Source organism: Candidatus Nealsonbacteria bacterium, from assembly GCA_019923605.1.
Classification (GTDB): domain Bacteria; phylum Patescibacteriota; class Minisyncoccia; order Minisyncoccales; family CSSED10-335; genus JAHXGM01.
Window position 1 is genome coordinate 1 of sequence record JAHXGM010000007.1, and the last position, 18,140, is coordinate 18,140.

Annotated in this window: 16 protein-coding genes, 2 tRNA genes and 1 other RNA gene; 1 reads left to right on the forward strand and 18 read right to left on the reverse strand. The window is 34.6% G+C overall.

Annotated features, from left to right (window positions below):
• A partial coding sequence (locus KY054_01600) for a hypothetical protein (GenBank protein ID MBZ1356452.1) occupies window positions 1–684 on the forward strand: 684 nt, incomplete at its 5' end.
• 412 nt (window positions 685–1,096) lie between these two features.
• Here the strand turns inward: KY054_01600 and KY054_01605 are convergent.
• The 18 genes from KY054_01605 to secD all read right to left on the reverse strand — a co-directional run bounded on the left by KY054_01605 (window position 1,097) and on the right by secD (window position 18,093).
• A tRNA-Gln gene (locus tag KY054_01605) sits at window positions 1,097–1,167 on the reverse strand.
• Window positions 1,168–1,180: 13 nt separating this feature from the next.
• Complete coding sequence (locus KY054_01610) at window positions 1,181–2,089, reverse strand: permease-like cell division protein FtsX (GenBank protein MBZ1356453.1); 909 nt, start codon at window positions 2,087–2,089, stop codon at window positions 1,181–1,183.
• A 17-nt stretch (window positions 2,090–2,106) separates the two neighbouring features.
• Window positions 2,107–2,802 carry an ATP-binding cassette domain-containing protein gene (locus KY054_01615; protein MBZ1356454.1) on the reverse strand — a complete coding sequence of 232 codons (696 nt, stop codon included), beginning with the start codon at window positions 2,800–2,802 and terminating at the stop codon, window positions 2,107–2,109.
• A gap of 9 nt (window positions 2,803–2,811) precedes the next feature.
• The gene (gene prfB / locus KY054_01620) at window positions 2,812–3,882 is read right to left on the reverse strand and encodes a peptide chain release factor 2 (protein MBZ1356455.1); all 1,071 of its coding nucleotides are present in this window, start codon (window positions 3,880–3,882) and stop codon (window positions 2,812–2,814) included.
• Between the two features lie 102 nt (window positions 3,883–3,984).
• Window positions 3,985–4,055 (reverse strand) — tRNA-Thr (locus tag KY054_01625).
• A gap of 6 nt (window positions 4,056–4,061) precedes the next feature.
• Entirely contained in the window at window positions 4,062–4,451 is a 390-nt protein-coding gene (locus KY054_01630) for a septum formation initiator family protein (protein ID MBZ1356456.1), read from the reverse strand.
• A 103-nt stretch (window positions 4,452–4,554) separates the two neighbouring features.
• Window positions 4,555–6,348: a translation elongation factor 4 gene (gene lepA / locus KY054_01635; GenBank protein MBZ1356457.1), complete on the reverse strand. Its 1,794-nt coding sequence runs from the start codon at window positions 6,346–6,348 to the stop codon at window positions 4,555–4,557.
• The gene (gene murJ / locus KY054_01640) at window positions 6,329–7,990 is read right to left on the reverse strand and encodes a murein biosynthesis integral membrane protein MurJ (protein MBZ1356458.1); all 1,662 of its coding nucleotides are present in this window, start codon (window positions 7,988–7,990) and stop codon (window positions 6,329–6,331) included. Before murJ ends, lepA begins: the two co-directional genes overlap by 20 nt.
• Window positions 7,991–8,017: 27 nt before the next feature.
• Window positions 8,018–8,404, reverse strand: an RNA gene (rnpB, locus tag KY054_01645) — RNase P RNA component class A.
• A gap of 126 nt (window positions 8,405–8,530) precedes the next feature.
• Window positions 8,531–8,797, reverse strand: a complete 267-nt coding sequence (locus KY054_01650) for a hypothetical protein (protein MBZ1356459.1) — start codon at window positions 8,795–8,797, stop codon at window positions 8,531–8,533.
• 32 nt (window positions 8,798–8,829) lie between these two features.
• A complete protein-coding gene (locus tag KY054_01655; GenBank protein ID MBZ1356460.1) occupies window positions 8,830–9,270 on the reverse strand; it encodes a ribonuclease HI family protein in 441 nt (146 codons plus the stop codon).
• Window positions 9,267–10,421 carry a DHH family phosphoesterase gene (locus tag KY054_01660; GenBank protein ID MBZ1356461.1) on the reverse strand — a complete coding sequence of 385 codons (1,155 nt, stop codon included), beginning with the start codon at window positions 10,419–10,421 and terminating at the stop codon, window positions 9,267–9,269. Before KY054_01660 ends, KY054_01655 begins: the two co-directional genes overlap by 4 nt.
• Window positions 10,411–11,556: a phosphoglycerate kinase gene (locus KY054_01665; protein ID MBZ1356462.1), complete on the reverse strand. Its 1,146-nt coding sequence runs from the start codon at window positions 11,554–11,556 to the stop codon at window positions 10,411–10,413. Before KY054_01665 ends, KY054_01660 begins: the two co-directional genes overlap by 11 nt.
• Window positions 11,543–13,162, reverse strand: coding sequence for a type IV secretion system DNA-binding domain-containing protein (locus KY054_01670; GenBank protein ID MBZ1356463.1), 1,620 nt, complete (start codon window positions 13,160–13,162; stop codon window positions 11,543–11,545). Before KY054_01670 ends, KY054_01665 begins: the two co-directional genes overlap by 14 nt.
• Before the next feature lie 8 nt (window positions 13,163–13,170).
• Window positions 13,171–14,499 (reverse strand): hypothetical protein, encoded by a 1,329-nt coding sequence (locus KY054_01675; GenBank protein MBZ1356464.1) that lies wholly within the window; start codon window positions 14,497–14,499, stop codon window positions 13,171–13,173.
• Between the two features lie 9 nt (window positions 14,500–14,508).
• Entirely contained in the window at window positions 14,509–15,519 is a 1,011-nt protein-coding gene (locus KY054_01680; GenBank protein MBZ1356465.1) for a hypothetical protein, read from the reverse strand.
• 2 nt (window positions 15,520–15,521) lie between these two features.
• A complete protein-coding gene (gene secF / locus KY054_01685; protein ID MBZ1356466.1) occupies window positions 15,522–16,418 on the reverse strand; it encodes a protein translocase subunit SecF in 897 nt (298 codons plus the stop codon).
• 1 nt (window position 16,419) lies between these two features.
• Complete coding sequence (gene secD, locus KY054_01690) at window positions 16,420–18,093, reverse strand: protein translocase subunit SecD (GenBank protein MBZ1356467.1); 1,674 nt, start codon at window positions 18,091–18,093, stop codon at window positions 16,420–16,422.
• Window positions 18,094–18,140: the final 47 nt, after the last annotated feature.

An 18,140-nucleotide genomic window follows, 5' to 3' on the forward strand; every position in this document is an offset into this window, starting at 1 on the left:
GAACAAGAACGAGCTTCGTTGCAATTATTGGTTTCAGAAAAAATCAAACAAGCCCTGTCTCAAGAAGACCTCGAGGTTCAGAGAAAAGCAGCGGAGATGATTGAGTACGCCCCGGAACAAGAACGAGCTTCGTTGCTAAAAATAGCTTTTGACGCAGGGCTGAGCAATGAGATAGTTAAATCTCCGTTATACGACAATAGCAATTTCGACAAACAAAGGTTTAGAAGAAAAGCATTTGAAAAGACTGGTTCAGAAACTACGCTTGTCGGAGGCGCGTTGAAAGACAGGTTGATTATCAGGCACATAGAACCGAAAGCATTTCTTGCTTGGCAGCAAATCTACGAAAATTATCAAGTGTGGAAGAATAACGGTTTTGATTATGTGCCGATTGAGCCAATCCAATCATACAGACTTAATAAAAAAGGACTGGTTGATGTGTTTTCTGGCGTTTTGGATTTAAGCTTTACACGGTGGTCGAAAGTTTCAGGAGGAATGTTTATGCAAGAACTAAAGGAGCAAAAAAGGAAAATCATATCGGTTTTAGAGAGCCAAAACATACAGCATGGACATATACATGATAATAATTTTGTTCTTCGTTTTTTTAGAAACAAGGACGGTAATCCTGATTTGAATCAAGTTCCAAGACTATATGCTATTGATTTTGACAGGGCGGTTTCTATATAAGGTTAATTGTATAGATTTTCCGATTTATATTCTCGTTACTTCGATAAACTATTCCAAATTAAGGGAAGAATTTTGCCCGCGAGCAGAAATAAGTAGTTCCGCCACTCGTGTGTAGCACGGAGCCAAGCAAAAAAATTGCCTTTACATTTTTTGATTTTGTGCGCACCGATTTTTAATTCTTAAAGGAAAAGTCCATTTTTCTGCGAGGCACAGCCGCCGCAAAGTGACGGCTGGCGACGGGCAATTCGTCAGTTCAGGTTTCGTTTCTTGGATTTATGGATTAAATTTGGTAAAATGATAGAGAAAGTTTGAGAGGGTTTAGTTCGTGCAGCCAATTTGGACGATACAAACTCCATTTTTTAGCAAAAATCGGTTTTAGTTACCGAAAATAAGTTTGAAACGGAATACGCGGCTGCCAGGCTAGGACTCGAACCTAGATTAATGGAGTCAGAATCCATCGTCCTACCATTAGACGACCTGGCAATATTAAAGGTGATTACACCTTTAAATACTTTCTTGTTGTAATTAGGCTGGATAATGTTCCCAAGAGAATACCCACACCAAATTGTATCAAGATAATAATTGCAAAATTTTCTCTAAGATAGCTCATTAGATCTAACCCGGGAATAAAAATGCTTAGCTTATCTCCAAAGAATAATCCTGAGCCAAAAACAATTGCAAAAGAGAGAATTGTAGCAGAAAGACCAATAATTAATCCTTGAATAATAAATGATGATAATATAAATCTTCTTGAAACACCTACTAATCTCAATACTTCAATCTCCTCTTTCATCCCATAGGCTGCTAATTTAACAGTACTAATAACGATAAGCATTGCAATTAACCCCATTGTTATGGCTAGAACAACACCAATCTTAGTAATAATATCAATGATGGCAAAAATATTTTCAATAACTGCTCTCCGTCTAGCATAGTCTATTTCATCAAAAAATATTCTTGAAGGGCTATCTTCTAGAAAAGCTACAATATTATCATACCCCTCCAAAGTATCAGACTTAATAACTAAAGTTGGCCTAAGAAACGAATCACCAATTTCAGCCACACCAGCCATAATGACTGGATTATCCTTATATCTTTGAATAAAATCTTCTAAAGCCTGAGATTGAGAAATGTATCTGATTTCTGTAACATCATCGAGCCCATCAATTGCATCTTTTGTCTCTAAAACAGTAACTTCATCAACATTTTCTTTGAAGTAAAGGCTGATACTCATTTTATCCTGAACATCATTAATTATTACCTGCCCGAAATCTCTTACGGCAAAAATTGAAATAGTCAAAAGTATGGTCAGAGATATAACAAAAACTCCTACTATCGAAAGACTAGTATTGCGACGAAAATTGATCCATCCTGCCTTAATAGTTCTTTTTAATGAAACAAACATAATTTATTGATTATTTTTTATAGCCTAAATTTACCAGAAACTTCTTCTCTTATTATAGCGCCTTCGCTTAAACTAATAACTCTCTTATTAAGTTTATTTATGATTTCCTTATCATGGGTAGCAAAAATAATAGTTGTCCCCTTCTCATTTATTTTAAGCAATAAATTAACAATATCAATTGTATTATAGGGATCGATATTTCCGGTTGGCTCATCGGCTAAAATAATATCAGGATTACATATCAAAGCTCTTGCAACCGCAGCTCTTTGCTGTTCTCCTCCAGATAATTCATGAGGAAAATGATAAGCTCTATCTGAAAGATTAACTATTTCAAGAAGTTCTGGGATATTCTTTTTAATATCCTCGTCACTCATACCCAATCCCTCCATTACATATGAGATATTTTCGTAAATATTCTTTTTAGGTAATAACTTATAATCTTGGAATATAACTCCAATCTTTCTTCTCAATTTATGAATATTTCCTGGTCCTAACTTTGAAATATCCTTTCCATCAAGAAGAATAGTACCACTATTCGGCTTTTCTTTTCCAATAATTAATTGAAAAAGGGTCGTCTTTCCGGAACCAGATTTACCAGTAATGAAAACAAACTCTCCTTTATCTACTTTAAAAGATATTTCATTAAAAACTACTGCTTCTTTTTTAGCAAAATGGGCCGGATATTTTTTGGTAACGTTGTTAAAAGATATCATTTTAATTTTTTATTTAATAATTTGTTTCTTTTTTTGCTGATGCGACCATCTAATTCCAGCCTCAATGAATTCATCTAAATTTCCTTCAAGAACTGATTCGGGATCTGATGTTTCAACTCCAGTTCTTAAATCTTTTACCATCTTATACGGATGAAGGACATACGATCTTATTTGACTACCCCATCCGAAATCAATTTTTTCTCCTTTTATTTTTTGAATTTCTTTTTCTCGCTTTTCTTCGTCATGACGAATCAATCTAGACATTAATATTTTCATTGCTTTTTCCTTGTTTACACTCTGCATTCTCTCGTTCTGTGAAGTAGCTACTATTCCGGTTGGGATATGGGTTATTCTGATGGCTGTCTCTCTTTTATTTACATTTTGACCTCCCGGACTAGATGCTTTAAATGTATCCACCTTTATCTCATCTGGATTAATATCAATACGGTCATCCTTTTCATCAATCTCAGGTAAAACATCAACCATCGCAAAAGAAGTATGTCTAAGACTCTTGGATGAAAATGGTGACAGTCTTACTAATCGATGAACTCCCCTTTCTGGTCTTAAAATGCCAAATACATATTTACCCCTAACCTCTAAAATTACTTCTTTAGTTCCAATTCTACCATCTGGACCTCCTGCTTCTCCAAAGGACTGATTAATTATTCGAACCTTAAATCCTTGCGATTCTGAATATCTTTCATACATCCTCAAAAGTATAGTAGCCCAGTCTTGTGAATCTTGTCCTCCTGCTCCAGCAAAAATATGTATTAAAGCATTACGCTTGTCATATTTTTGAGAGAGAAGAACCTTAATCTCTTCTTTTCCTATTCTTTTTTTAAAGTCTTTTGCCTTATTTATAAGGTCCAATAACATTTGATGATCCATTTCAAGATTCGAAAGATCCTCAAGGTCATTAAGCTCTTCATAGAGAGATTCAATTCTCTCCACCTCTTCTTTAAGAGAACTAAACTCTATGTTTAGCTCAGCAACTTTTTCTTTATTATCCCAAAATTCAGGATCAGAAAATTCATAATCTATCTGCTTAATTCTCTTTTTTTTATCTTCAATGTCAAAGATACTCCCCTAGGAAGAGGAGTTTTTCTTTAGTTTCTTCTATTAATTCTCTTAATTCTTTGATCATACTAAGGGGTATTATAATTAAAAAGTGCTAATAAAACAAGCCCTCTACCGGGATTGAACCGGTGTCTATGGTTTACGAAACCATTGCTCTACCACTAAGCTAAGAGGGCAAAAAACTAACGAATTTTCCAAGTTAGAGGATTCCACCAAATGAATTCTGAAATAACTTCCTTTTCTTTTTCTTCTACTTCCTCGGGAAAAGAAAAAACTACCACCTCCTCGCCCTCCTTTTTAAGAAGCAACTGCTCACGAGCCATTTTTTCTATTAAATAGTCTTCTTCTGTTAGATTAATGCCCTCTAAATAATCGGCTCTTAATCTTAACTCATTCATTTCCTGCTCTTTTATTTCAATCTGAGCCTTGAGTTCAGACCTTCTTTGGTGTATCCTAATATTTGAAACCAATAGTAAAAAAATTAAAAATATTACAGCAAAAGAGAATAAAAAAGAAATTGCTCTCATCTCTAAAGACTTCTTTTCTTTTTTTCTTTTTAAACCTCTTATCATATTATGAAAAACAAAAAAATAAAATTTCTTTGGATCGCCCTCATTTGTTTTGTTATTTTCGGCATGATGTTTAGTATACTTGCCCCAGCTTTTTAATTATATCCTAATCCTTAAAAACTTTTAAGTAACTCTCCGTAGGGATGTTGATTCTGTCGCTTCTTTCTTGGAGTTTCTTCTTTCCTTTCTTCTGACGTTCCAGAAGTTTTCTCTTTCTAGTAACGTCTCCTCCATAAAGAGGAGCGGTTACATCTCTTCGTTTTGCTTTAACTGTCTCGCGAGCAATTATCTTACCATAAATTCTAGCTTGGATTGCTAAAGAGAATTGTTGAGACGGAAGAACTTCTTTTAATTTTTCAACAAGTTTTCTACCCTCGGTAAAAGCTTCGTCTTTGGCAATTATTTTTGAAAAAGCCTCCTCAACATTAAAACCAACTAGGACTTCCAGTTTCACTAAATCCCCCTTTCTAAATCCAATTATATTATAATTGAATGAAGCATATCCTTGAGTAATACTCTTAACCTTGTCATGAAAACCAGTAATTATCTTTCTTAAAGGAGTTTCATAAACTATCATTATTTTGTCTCCTTTAAAATATTTAGTATCAATATACTTACCCCCAAAGACATTTAAAAGCTCCATTATTCCGCCCATATAGCTAGCTGGAGTCATAATTTCTAGCAACACCCAAGGCTCTTGGGTTTCTTTTATACCTGATGGGTCTGGCCAATCTGACGCAGACATTATGAGTTTCTCTTTATCCTTATTGTCTATTATCTTATAAACAACTGAGGGTGAAGAAATGACCAATTCTAAGTCAAACTCTCGACGTAATCTCTCGGATATAATTTCAACATGCAAAGACCCTAAGAATCCGCAACGAAAACCTCTGCCCAGAACTTCTTTAAATTCAGGCTCAAAGGTTAATGCGGGATCAGTTAATTTTAATTTTTCAAGAGCCTCTCTTAAGAGGCCGAAATCATCGTTACTCTCTGGATAAAAACTTACAAAGACTACTGGATTTAATTCCTTGTATCCTGGAAGAGGACTAATGCCTCTATTTTCCAGTTGAGTAATAGTGTCTCCAACTCGAACCATTCCAGGTTCTTTAATGCCTGTCGCTATGTATCCCATCTCCCCTGACTTTATTTCTGGTTTAGAGGTAAGGGCTGGGAGAAAATATCCAATCTCTTTGGCATCACCCTTGGCATTTGTAGCAATTAGATATACTCTATCGCCTCTTTTCATAACCCCCTCAACAACTCGACAATAAGATAACACGCCCTTAAAGGAATCATATTTAGAATCAAATATTAATGCTCTTAATGGTTTTTGATCATCAGCCTCAGGAGCTGGTATTTTTGTAATAATTTCTTCAAGGACTTTGTCTACATTTATATTATTTTTAGCTGATATTCTTAAAACTTGATCGGGGTGAACATCTATAATTTCTGAAATATCTTCAGCAACATCATCGGTTCTAGCCCCCGGAAGATCAATCTTATTTATAACTGGAATAATCACTAGCTTTTGCTTCTGGGCTAATTCTAAATTAGCTAAAGTTTGAGCCTGTATGCCTTTGGTAGCATCCACCAATAGTACAACACCCTCAACTGCAGCCAAAGACCGAGAAACTTCATAGGAAAAATCAACGTGACCAGGAGTATCAATCATATTAATTATATACTCTTGCCCATTAGATTTGTAATTCATTCTTACAGGCTGAAGTTTGATAGTGATCCCCCTTTCTCTTTCCAGTTCCATATTGTCCAAAAACTGCTCCTGCATTTTATCTCGAGTGACGGTTCCAGTTAACTCAAGAATCCTATCAGCCAAAGTTGATTTACCATGGTCGATATGAGCTATTATTGAAAAATTTCTAATATTTCCTTTTATCATTTTTTATTTTTAATTGTTTTTTAACTGAAAGAATGATTCCCTTTAATTCTCGTGACTTTAGTGAGTGTAAAACGGTTAAATATACTATAACTCCCATACTAAAGGAAAAAGTGGCTTGAAACAATACCGCCCAAAAAGTCGTTAGTTCAACGAAAACTACCGCTAACTTTAATGTGAAATAAGAAGCCACTATCATCACCAAAGAAGCAAATAAAGTTTTTTTAAAAGAATTCCAAATGCCCATAAAAGGAAGGTCCGGCATTCTTTTTTTCAAAAAATACAAAAGCAAAAAAAATTGGAATGTAGTGGCAAGTGAAACAGCAAAAGCTAGTCCGACTACTTGAATATCAGGTATTCCTTCTAATTTGAAAATAGTGTAGATAAATGGATGCAAAAATCCTCCCTCTCTAAAAAGAAAAGTAAACACAAAGGCGGAAATAATATTCAAGACAACTGAAGCAACACTTGCTATTGCAGGAGTTCTGGTGTCCTGAAGTGAAAAGAAAACTCTTACAATTAAAGGTATAAAACTGCTAAACAATATTGCCAAGGAGAAAACTCCTAAGGCTGCGGCGGTAAGTCGAGTTTCAGCCCAATCAAAGTCTCCGCCTCCAAGCGCCAATCTTACAATTTGTGCTCTTAGAATAAGAGTCATTAAGCTAACTGGAAGCATTATAAAAATAATCCTTCGGAAAGCGGCCGAAAAATTATTGAAAAAACTTCTTTTTTCGCCGTTGGCTAAATGCTTAGAAAAACTTGGAAAAGCGGCCACTGCAAAAGAAACTCCAATTATTGCCACCGGAAATAAATAAAGATTATTAGCAAAATTAAAAATGGCCACACTGCCTACAGCTAGAAAAGATGCGATAAATGTAATAGCAATCAAGCTTATTTGCGAAGAGGCTTGCCCAACCATCCTAGGAATCATAAGCCTACCCATTCTCCTAATTCCCGGATCTTTTAAATTAAAAATGAATTTAAATTTATAACCACACTTTATCGCAGGGGGTATCTGTATTAAAAGATGTAAAAATGCTCCCAAGACTACGCCGTATGCAACACCATATATCGGAGTTTCAAAAAATCTAGAAAGGACCACAATACCAAAAATGATTCCGGAATTATAAAAGATTGGAGCTAACGCATAAATCAAAAAACGATCAAAGTATTGTAAAACTCCTGAAAAAACGGCCGAAATTGAAAAAATCAAAGGACTAATAAACATTATCCTAGTCAGAGAAACTGCTAATTCTTTTTGAGGACCGGTAAATCCTGGAACAATGATATCAACAAAGAATGGTGCAAATAGCCATACTATAGCACATAAAAAGCTGAAAATCGTAATAGCTACACTTATAATATTATTGGTTAACTCCCAGGCATCTTCTTTCCTTTTTTGAAAATATTGAGAAAATAAAGGTAAAAAAGAGACAATTATGCCTCCGGTTATCAAAGTTGCTGAAATAAGATCGGGAAAACGAAAAGCGACGAAATAACTATCTAAGTCATGAAGCTCAAATTGACTAGCTAAAAGACGTAGCTTCAAAATTCCCAATAGCCCACTAATAAAAGTAGATAGGCCAAGAAGAAATGCTGCAAAAGTTATAGTTTTTGCCCTTGAATTTAATATTCTCTCAATCATTTGAAAGCAGCTTTTTTAGTATTAAAAAAGCCCAAAAGGGTGGTAAGCCGAATTCTGTTCCCTTAAATAATGTTACCATTAAAAGGGCGACGATCATTTATCTGTTCCATAAATTACTCTATGGAATCAAGCGAACCACTTTTTCCTTTTTACGAATAAAAAGGTTTGTTCTTGCACTCAAGTAAGGATTTAGCCGTTTCACCCCAAAGATTACTCCTTGAATTCATCCCTTTATGAAAAAGGAGTTCGTCACCTCTCGGATCTGAACGTCACTGTTCGCACCTCTCTCTCCCCAAGAATTACCCTGAAAAAAGGATGGGTATTACCCACTACTTGCTCCCTATTAAAAAACAGGGGAGTGTTCGGACTTTCCTCCTTCTCAATTAAGAGAAAGCGATCATCTCACCCCTTTGAACTATCCTTATAATACCAGAAAAAGGCTGTTCGTCAACAAATTTGACAAATATCTTTCCCGTAGTACAAAAAAGATTGAAATCTTAAAATAAAACCTCTTTAATCAAAGAGGTTCTTTTTTACAATTTAAATTTCCGCCTCATCTGGAGTTAGACAATCAATATTTATTAGCTGAACTGATCTTTCTTCAAGATGTACAGGGAATGGAGCACAATCTTCATTTTCAGCAGCATCAATCAAATTAGATACTGCCATTGCATATCCCTGACTAATTAAAAAATTTTTTGTATTTCGCCAAATAATCACTGATATAAAAGAAAGAGAGATTATCAATAAAATTGATAGTAATCCGATTATAATGTTTGTTTTGCTCATTCTTAATTTGTTATTCATAATGTTAATTCTAATTTTTTTATAAAATAATATTAAAATAAAGTAGATCTTTTTTGCTCATCTAAAGCTTCGTTGGCCAATCTATCAGCTTCCTTATTCTTCTCTCTTGGAATAAGCTTAAAATCAACTTTAGCATATTCAGTTTTTAAATTCCATAGTTGTATGAAAAGATCTTGAATTCTTGGATTTGATACTTTATATTCCCCCTTAATTTGCTTTACCAACAACTCGGAGTCAGCCCTTATTTCAACTTCTGACTTCTTAGCTAACTGCTTACCAAATAGTGCTGTAAATTTCTTAAGAGCATGAATAACAGCCTGGTATTCCGCTTCATTGTTAGTAATATCTTCTCCTAGATAATGAGAATAAGTCTTTACAATCTCCCCCTTTTCATTACAAATTGCCACACCTACAGAAGCAGAACCAGGGTTTCCCCTTGATGCTCCATCTGTATAGATTATTACTTTTTTCATAAATTCTTAAAATATTTAATTAAATCTTTTTTAAAAGCCTCTATATTTTCATTCTTAATACTAAAACCTGCCGCTGGCGGATGACCTCCAAAAGCATTGAGTAATTTAGCACTTTTTTGCATTATCTCAACTGCATTCATCTCTGGAGGAACTCTTACGGCTCCCCGACTCGTTTTCTTTGATTTATTATATAGAAAGACTGGCTTGCCGGTTCTCTGACAGATTTTAGAAGCAGTTGAGCCCAATAGAGCTATTTCCCAATCAGAACCGCCCTCAAAGACAACCGGAGACTCCAGGGACAGATTACTAATCGTCTTCTCAGTTAATTCCTTAACTCTCATCTGTTTTGCAATACTCTTATTAACTAATTTTTTAGCTATTTTTTTAACTTTGTGCTCGCTCTTTGATGTTAAAAGAACATAGCTTTCAGTCTTATGATCATCAATATCAGCAGCACTAAGAGCAGAAACCATTTTTTGAGCAATATCTCTAATCAAAAGGTCGCTATTGATATTATTATTTTCAAGCAAAGCCTTAAGTCCTAATCTTTTTGTTTTCAAAAGAGTTTCCAGTCCCTTATCAATAAAGAATTTATTATCCTCTTCCTGAATCATCATATCTGCTATTGTAGCCAGTGCAGTTAGTTCAAGAAAACTTTTTCTTTTTGATGACAATAATTTTTTACCCAATATCTCTTCAGCCAATCGAAAAACTAATCCGGTATTAGCAAAATTTTTAAAAGGAAAATCATCTCCCGGCTGTTTTGGATCCATGATAATTGAAGCATTGGGAAGTTTATCTAAGGGTTGATGATGATCAACGATTACTAAATCAAAACCTATTTTTTTAGCAATTTCAGCTTCATTAAAATTAGTAATTCCACAATCAAGAACAATAAGGAGTGCGTCTTTTTTACCAAGTTTATCTTTTAAATATTTTAGTGCTTTATCATTTATTCCATAACCTTCTTTCTCTCGATCAGGGAAATATACAGTAAAAACTTTACCACCTAATTCTTCTATTACTTCTTCAAGAATAATAACCGACGAAGTTCCGTCGAGATCTGCATCACCGTAAAGAATTATTTTCTCCTTATCTTTAACAGCTTGCTTTATTCTATTTGCAACTAATTCTATATTTTTAATCTTCATATCCTAATACTTTTAATCCGGGTAAATTTCCTTGAGTCAAAAAATAAAGCATTGCACCCCCTCCGGTTGATACATGATCCATATTATCTCTAATTTTAAATTTATGTAAGGCTAATCCAGTATCTCCACCACCTATTATTCTAAATGCGCCGAAATTACGACTTATTGCCTTCCCTATTTCTCGTGTTCCGTTTTCAAATCTAGAATCTTCAAATAACCCTAAAGGTCCCGCCCATATTATCATTTTTGCATCTTTAATAATATCAGAATACATCCTAATAGTTTCAGGACCTATATCAAAAATATTATCATCTTTTTTAGTCGCTCCCGGAGCAATAATATGAAGACAATCATCGCAACTCGAATCTGAAACTATTAAATCAACGGGTAAATGTATTTTAGGCGATGTAAGTTCAATTGTTTTAATGACATTAACTACATCTTCTTCTGGCCAAGATCTATTAGGAGACATGCCCTTAACAACTAGTACATCATTAGCTAACTTACCACCCAAAAGAACATGATCAGCCATTAAAAGAAAAGAATTTATTACCTTAGCTTTTGATGATATTTTTGCTCCCCCAATTATTACTACCAATGGTCTCCGTGGATCTTTTCTTACCTTCGAGAGAACGTTAACCTCTTTTACTAGCTCTATTCCGGCACAATTAGGTAATAATTTGGGAAGCCAAAAAACCGAAGCGTGTTCTCTGTGACAAACCGAAAAAGCCTCATTTACATAATGATCTCCCAATCTAGCTATTTTTTTTGCAAATTCAATACTATTATTTTTTTCTCCATCGAAAAATCTCAAGTTCTCTAAGAGATAAACTTTGGGAAATGGATCATTTTTAATTTCGGCCTCAATCTCACTGTTTGGCTCTTGAATAAAAGAAACCTTCTCATTCAATAATTCTTCGATTCTGGGAAGTATTTTTTTAGAACTCTTTTTGTCCCCCAAATGAGTCATTAGAATAATTTTTGCCCCCCAAGAAAGAAGATATTGTATAGTTGGCAAAGCTGATCTTATTCTGAAATCATCATAAATAACTCCCTTTTCATCAAAGGAAACATTAAAGTCACACCTAACTAAAACTGTTTTACCTCTAAACTTATAATTTTTAAGTAATTTCATCATTCTTCTTTTTTATTTTTCCCAATGAGTTTTGTAATGCACCCCTTAGTTTATTAACATCGACGCTTTTTTTTGGCTTTTCTGCCTCTTCTTTTTTATTTTTTCTAAAAAAAGAAAAAAGAACTGGCTTCTTAGAATTGATATTATCAAGGGATACATTTTCCTCTTTATTATCCTCTTCCTTAGATGGTTTTTGTATTTTCTTTCTGCATGATTTACAGTAAATTGGACGAGTTTCGTCCGGCTTAAAGGTTACCTTGGTCTTCTTGTCACATTTTGAACATATGGCATCGTACAGTTCTAAAGACGACTCAAGAGATGTTACGGGAAGGACTGCTCCGCCAAACCATTTCTTAATCTTCTCTTCGGTCACTTCACGAGACTTACCATATCTTTCTCTCGATGAATTTATTATCTTGTCAACATCTACTTCTTTGGGAGGTTCAAGGGGGGGTAAAGTTTCAGCTGAAAACGGTCTTCCAGAAATACCGTCTATCATTAACTTAACGTAAATATTATACTTAGGAAGATTAACTAAATCAGTGGCCATAAATTCTGGACCAAATTCTTTTTCTAAAAATTCTGCATCTTCAGGACCAACTCTAAATGAAGTAATCGTCCCCATATTTCCAAAAACGGCATCCCTTACCTCTTCTTCCATTTGAGTAATATATTGATGGCCCAATATTAAAGAAAGGCGATATTTCCTAGCTTCCGATAGAATAGTTGCAAAAGAACTTGTAGCAAAATTCTGAAACTCATCAACGTATAAATAAAAGTCTTCTCTTTTCGGCTCTGGAATATCAACTCGTGACATAGCCGCCAACTGAAGCTTGGTAATAATAAGTGAGCCTAATAATTTAGAGTTATCCTCACCAATTCTTCCCTTGGAAATATTAGCAATAAATATTTTCCTGGTATCCATTATCTCTCTTATGTTTATTGTAGATTTAACTTGACCTACAATATTTCTAATAAGAGGATTAGAAATAAATTGACCTACCTTATTTTGAATAGCAGCGGTGGCTTCCGTCTCGTATTGTTTGCTATACATTGCGTATTCATTAAGCCAAAAGGCTTTTATAATTGGATCCTCAACTTTTTCTACTACCTTTTTCCTAAATTCAGAATCAGAGAACATTCTGTTAATACCCAAGAGAGTAGCATCAGGATATTCTAGAAGAGCCAAGATAGTATTGTTAAGAATATATTCCATTCTTGCAGACCAAACATCGGGCCAAATTTTCTTGAAAACACCCATTAATCCCGATGATATTAGATGGCGTTGATCAGGATTAATATTTTCCATAACGTTAAACGCAATCGGATACGAAAGATCAGCCGGATTGAAATATATAACATCGTTTATTCTAGTGGGAGGAACAAACCTTAAAATATTATCCGCAGCTTCTCCATGTGGATCGATAAAACCAATTCCATGACCATTCTGAATATCTTGAATCGCCATGTTTTCCATCATGGCTGTTTTTCCTACTCCAGTTTTACCAATAGCATAAAAATGACGCCTTCGATCGTCAAGTTTTATTCCGAACTTCCTTCTTCTATTGCGAAAAGTGGTTTCACCAAAAAAAGTAATTTCCTTCATAAGCAATGTTAATCTTCTACTGGAAGCTCATAAGGAGCTTCTCCTTTCTTAAATTCGACTCGTGGAAGTAATGATGACGGGGTTAATGTTCGTGACGGGAAGTGGTACAAGGTAGCTAATTCTTCAACGTTTAATATAAATTCTCCGCCAGAACTAGGAAAATAATAGGGAACGCGCATAATATATTTTCTAAAACTTTGTCTCTTTTTCAAATAAAGTCTCCTCTTAGGAAACCAAAAAGGATCATACCATTTCCTTCTAACCTTTGTTAAAGTTAGACCATCAGGAACCGGAGCGTTTAAATCATCGGTTACAAAATTAGTAAAATAACTCATTGGCAATTTTAGATTTGGCTTAAAAAAAACTCCCTTTTTGCCCAAGTAAACAAATCTGATATAGCATCTATACGCCGGCTTACTTAACTTCTTCTCAATAGCTGCAACTACATCCCTTTCTCCAGAAGTTAGTTTCATTTCAGGAGGAAGAATATCTTTTGACTTTTCCTCTTTCTTGGCAGGACCGTAGAACATCGTACTAATAATCTCACCAATAAATGATTGCTTGGGAGCAGGCCCCCCCCTAAAAGTAAGCTTATCAATAATTTGCTTTCCCTGAGTTATCCACCTAAGGTCACCATCGACATCACTCTCTGAAACAGCTTTTGCCCTTATCTGGACCCACATTTGCTCTCCTTTTTTTAAGGTTGATAATCCTTCAAGAAGAGATGCTATCGGATCAATTCTTTTTTCTTCCTTTGACTCCCTTTCAGTTTCAAATTCACGATAAGTTTTAATTGGATACGGATTTGGCTTTTTGAGCTTGTAGTCAGCCGCCCAAAGATCCCACTCCTTATTGGGCATATCACTCGGGACTCTTTTGGTATAATCTTCTACTTCAGCAATTTCAGCATCAGGAAATTGTGAATAAATATGACTCTCTACCATACCTCTAAATAAGGCATTACATCTTAATAAGAAATGTGGGACCCCATCAATTGATGCAACTTCAAAAGAATAAGCGGGAGTATCTTGACCATCCCACCATTTTTCTATTGGAGCAGGAGGCTGATGAATCTGCCAAAGGCCCATTAAAACTACCTCCATAGCCCTTATTGGCTTAAGAATATCATTTGGGACCCTTATTTCTAATAAAATATTCTTTTGCTTATCATCCCATATTTCATTTCTCCACCAAAGCCAAAGAAAAGATGTTGGCTTCCATAAAACAAAAGGAACTATAACCCACCACCAATTTTCAATTATTAATAAAATAATAACTATATATGGCACTGCTGAGATTAATAGTGGATCTATTACACCTAGTATCTCTTCGGGCATATTTTGAAATTAACTTTCTTTTATAATGTAGTGGCCGTCTAGATTCCTAGAGAAATATTTTCTGTTACTCAAATTTTGTAATATAGTGTTTTCTTTAACAATTCTTTGCTCTGAAACTTTTTGTATAATCTCTTCCCTAGAAAGAGGATTTTTAGATTTTTGAAGAATTCTTGTTATAACTTCTTTTACTTCACCCGGTTGATATCCCCATTCTTTTAAAGCATAAATACCCCTTCCTACCAAAACAAACCTTTCATCTTTAATCAATTCATTGTGAACAGTTTGAGGAAGCGCGCTCTTGTTAATAGCCATGGCTACTTTAGCAAAATGAAGTGGCGTGCCTTCTTTCTTTAGGACCAAGTAAGCTCTGTCCTTTATTCCCTTTGGATTAACCTCGGGCCAATTCTTTAGACCAAAAAATCCCTCATCATTTTGATGAATATGCTTTGATATTTCAAGATAGGAATTGAGTGGTTTATCAGAAAGGGGCGAAATCGTAGCACAATGACTAATCTTTAATGGCTCGTTTTTTTCATCCAATACATTATGAATAGATCCTACTACCTCTTTAGCATAACTTATGTGTGATGGGTCTATCGCCCAAAAAGAATGAAAATCTTTTGTTTCAGAGAACCTAAAAAATGTGTCGTCTAAATTAAGAAGAAAGAAAATATGATTAACCCACTTTTCTTGACCAAGAGAAGAAAGATAAAGATCTTCTTTTTTTACTCCTCCAAAGTCTTCAATTTTTTCTCTAAATTTTTTATAAACCTTGTTATACTTCTTGGTATTATTCTTAATCTTAGTCATGCCGTCAAATTCAATCTGTCTAACTCGCTCTCTTGTAATTTGATAATCATTGCCAATTGATTCAAGCGATTCTCTTCTTATTTTACCCGAAGAAACAAAATTAGAAGAATTATTAGGGCCATTTAAGCCGAACCTTCTTGAGATAACATCCTTTGTCCGGTCAGGAAGATTTTTAACAAGTTCAGATGAAATTTGATTATAATCAAACATATTTATTGATTAATTTTTTTCTCTTTCAATTTTAACCAAGATACTAAAAGTGGTCCGGCTAAAAATATTGAGGAGTAAGTTCCAAGCGATATTCCAAGTATCAAGGCCATTATGAAATATTTAAGTGTTTCTCCACCCAAAAAGAATATTGCAAAAAGAACAAATAGAGTTGTTAGAGAAGTATTGATTGATCTTCCAAGAGTATTATTTATACTCTTATCCACTATCTTTTCAAAATTAGCTCTTGGGTCAAGAGCAAGATTTTCTCTTATCCTGTCAAAAATAACCACCGTATCATTTATTGTATACCCTAGAACTGTCAAAAGAGCCACTGCGATTGGAATAGTGAATTGAACTCCGTAAAGATAACCAAGCAAAGAAAAAACTCCAATTACTATTAAAACATCGTGGAAAAATCCTATCCCGGCAGCAACCACTCCGTATTGCCATGATTTTATCGATCCTCCTTCAATACCAGTAAAAGTCATCGCAATATATATTACTATGGCTAATGAAGCTAAGATTATACTAATAATTGCATTATTACGTAATTCACTTCCGATAGCTGGTCCAATTGATTCAAAATAATTTACTCTTGCTTCAGACAGCCTATCTCTTAATTCTAAATAAGTATCATCTGAGATGTCCTTCATTCTGATTACAAATGAATTATCTCCGGCTGGCTGAATGGTTAATTCTCCCAAATCAAGGCCTGACAAAGTTCTTTTTAGCTCTTCAGTAGTTGGCCTATCTGATTCGTATTCTATTTCAATTATGCTACCTCCGGTAAACTCTATTCCAAGGTTCATGCCAAAATTAATAAGAGAAAAAATCGCTACTCCTATTAAAGTTAAAGATAGCGCGTAATATGCTTTTCTGTATTTAGTAAATTCAATCATGTTATTTCCAAAGTGATCTTTTATCAGCAAGCCTGCCTCCTTCAAAAGATTTCAAAAAATATTTCGTTATTATCATAGAAGAGAACATACTGACTGAGATACCAATAATTAGGGTTAAAGCAAATCCCTTTACAAAGCTTGTTCCTATAAAAAATAGAATGAAAGCTACAATCAGGGTCGTAACATTTCCATCTCTAATTGATGACCAAGCCATATTAAAACCACTATCAATACTATCTCGGATATTTTTACCTAAAGCTAATTCTTCTCTCATTCGGGAAAAAATTAATATATTAGCATCAATAGCCATTCCGATAGATAGAATAAACCCAGCAATACCTGATAGGGTAAGCGTTACGGGAAGAGCTTTAAATATTGATAAGACTAATAATATATAAAGGGATAAGCTAAGAACTGCCAATATCCCAGGCAATCGATAAAAAATAATCATAAATATAGCTATAGCTAAAAATCCCCATAATCCAGCTCCTAATGATTTGGTAAGCGAATCCATTCCTAAGGCTGGGCCAACACTTTGATGCGACATTAGCTGAATTGGAACTGGTAGTGCTCCACTCCTTAAACGATTAACAATCTCTCTGGCCTTTTCAAGGCTAGTGTCTCCGGTAATAACTGCTCTGCCTCCAGTAATTGTTTCTTGAATCATTGGAGCGTAAAGATCATCTTCTGTTATTTTTCCATCACCAGTAGTATCAATTATTGACCTACCGTCTAAAAATATTGCTAAAGGCTGACCAACATTTCTTTCAGTTATGGCTGCAAATATTTGAGCCCCTTCTGCTGTAAACTCAAGTTCAATCTGGATTCTTCCAGTCAACGGATCTACAATATAACGAGCAGTCTTTAAGTGATGACCTCCCAACTCGGTTCTTCTCCAAGTCAAACCATCTTGAATAGATCTTTTCTCAATTAAAATATGACTTGCTTTTATTTGTCCATCGTCATTTTCGTCTTCAGTTTTTTGAATGACATGATAACCGAATTGAGTTTCAATAATTTCAGATGATATCTCATCTTTAGATAGACCAAAAACTGCTTCCTCAAATTCAGGAACCATAATTCCTCGACCAAACCAACCTAAATCTCCCCCTTGATTGCCACTTCCAGGGTCATCAGAATAGCTACGTGCTAATTCACTAAAATCTTCACCGGCTAAAACTCTTCCTAATATCTCTTCTGCCCGCACTAATGCCTCGGCGTTATGCAGTTCTGCTTCAATCATTTGCTCTTCTTCAACATATAATTCTTTAAATTCTAGAAATGGTGTTTCTCCAATCATTCTCATGGCTTCAGCCGAATCGACAACACCAGCTAACTCTACTACTAGCCTATCTCCCTTAATTTGAACTAAAGGATCGACAATACCAAACTGATCAATGCGATGTCCAATAAGACTTTGTAGACTATCCATTCTTTGACTCCTTTCGCTCTCTGGAACATCAGAAAGATCTGCTTGATAAAGCATTTGTGTTCCTCCTTGAAGATCAAGTCCTAATCTAAACGGTCTTTCTGTAAAGTGAGAAAATTCAAGCCCTGTTTTATTATTCAAAAAATCTATTCCACGATTAAAAAATCCCGGATAAACAAAAGTACCTAAAAGAACTCCGAATAAAAGAAAAATAGCACTCAATAATTTATAATATCCTTTTTTCATTTCTTATATTCTATATAAAAAAGATCCGTATGTCAAACTTGGATGAT

What these genes read in the sequence shown, in the direction of transcription:
- KY054_01630 (MBZ1356456.1), bottom strand. Translation starts at nt 4,451, where the DNA reads ATGATAAGAGGTTTAAAAAGAAAAAAAGAAAAGAAGTCTTTAGAGATG.
- secD (MBZ1356467.1), bottom strand. Translation starts at nt 18,093, where the DNA reads ATGAAAAAAGGATATTATAAATTATTGAGTGCTATTTTTCTTTTATTC.
- KY054_01675 (MBZ1356464.1), bottom strand. Translation starts at nt 14,499, where the DNA reads ATGCCCGAAGAGATACTAGGTGTAATAGATCCACTATTAATCTCAGCA.
- KY054_01650 (MBZ1356459.1), bottom strand. Translation starts at nt 8,797, where the DNA reads ATGAATAACAAATTAAGAATGAGCAAAACAAACATTATAATCGGATTA.
- secF (MBZ1356466.1), bottom strand. Translation starts at nt 16,418, where the DNA reads ATGATTGAATTTACTAAATACAGAAAAGCATATTACGCGCTATCTTTA.
- KY054_01610 (MBZ1356453.1), bottom strand. Translation starts at nt 2,089, where the DNA reads ATGTTTGTTTCATTAAAAAGAACTATTAAGGCAGGATGGATCAATTTT.
- KY054_01655 (MBZ1356460.1), bottom strand. Translation starts at nt 9,270, where the DNA reads ATGAAAAAAGTAATAATCTATACAGATGGAGCATCAAGGGGAAACCCT.
- KY054_01680 (MBZ1356465.1), bottom strand. Translation starts at nt 15,519, where the DNA reads ATGTTTGATTATAATCAAATTTCATCTGAACTTGTTAAAAATCTTCCT.
- KY054_01615 (MBZ1356454.1), bottom strand. Translation starts at nt 2,802, where the DNA reads ATGATATCTTTTAACAACGTTACCAAAAAATATCCGGCCCATTTTGCT.
- murJ (MBZ1356458.1), bottom strand. Translation starts at nt 7,990, where the DNA reads ATGATTGAGAGAATATTAAATTCAAGGGCAAAAACTATAACTTTTGCA.
- KY054_01670 (MBZ1356463.1), bottom strand. Translation starts at nt 13,162, where the DNA reads ATGAAGGAAATTACTTTTTTTGGTGAAACCACTTTTCGCAATAGAAGA.
- KY054_01665 (MBZ1356462.1), bottom strand. Translation starts at nt 11,556, where the DNA reads ATGAAATTACTTAAAAATTATAAGTTTAGAGGTAAAACAGTTTTAGTT.
- lepA (MBZ1356457.1), bottom strand. Translation starts at nt 6,348, where the DNA reads ATGATAAAAGGAAATATTAGAAATTTTTCAATAATAGCTCATATCGAC.
- KY054_01660 (MBZ1356461.1), bottom strand. Translation starts at nt 10,421, where the DNA reads ATGAAGATTAAAAATATAGAATTAGTTGCAAATAGAATAAAGCAAGCT.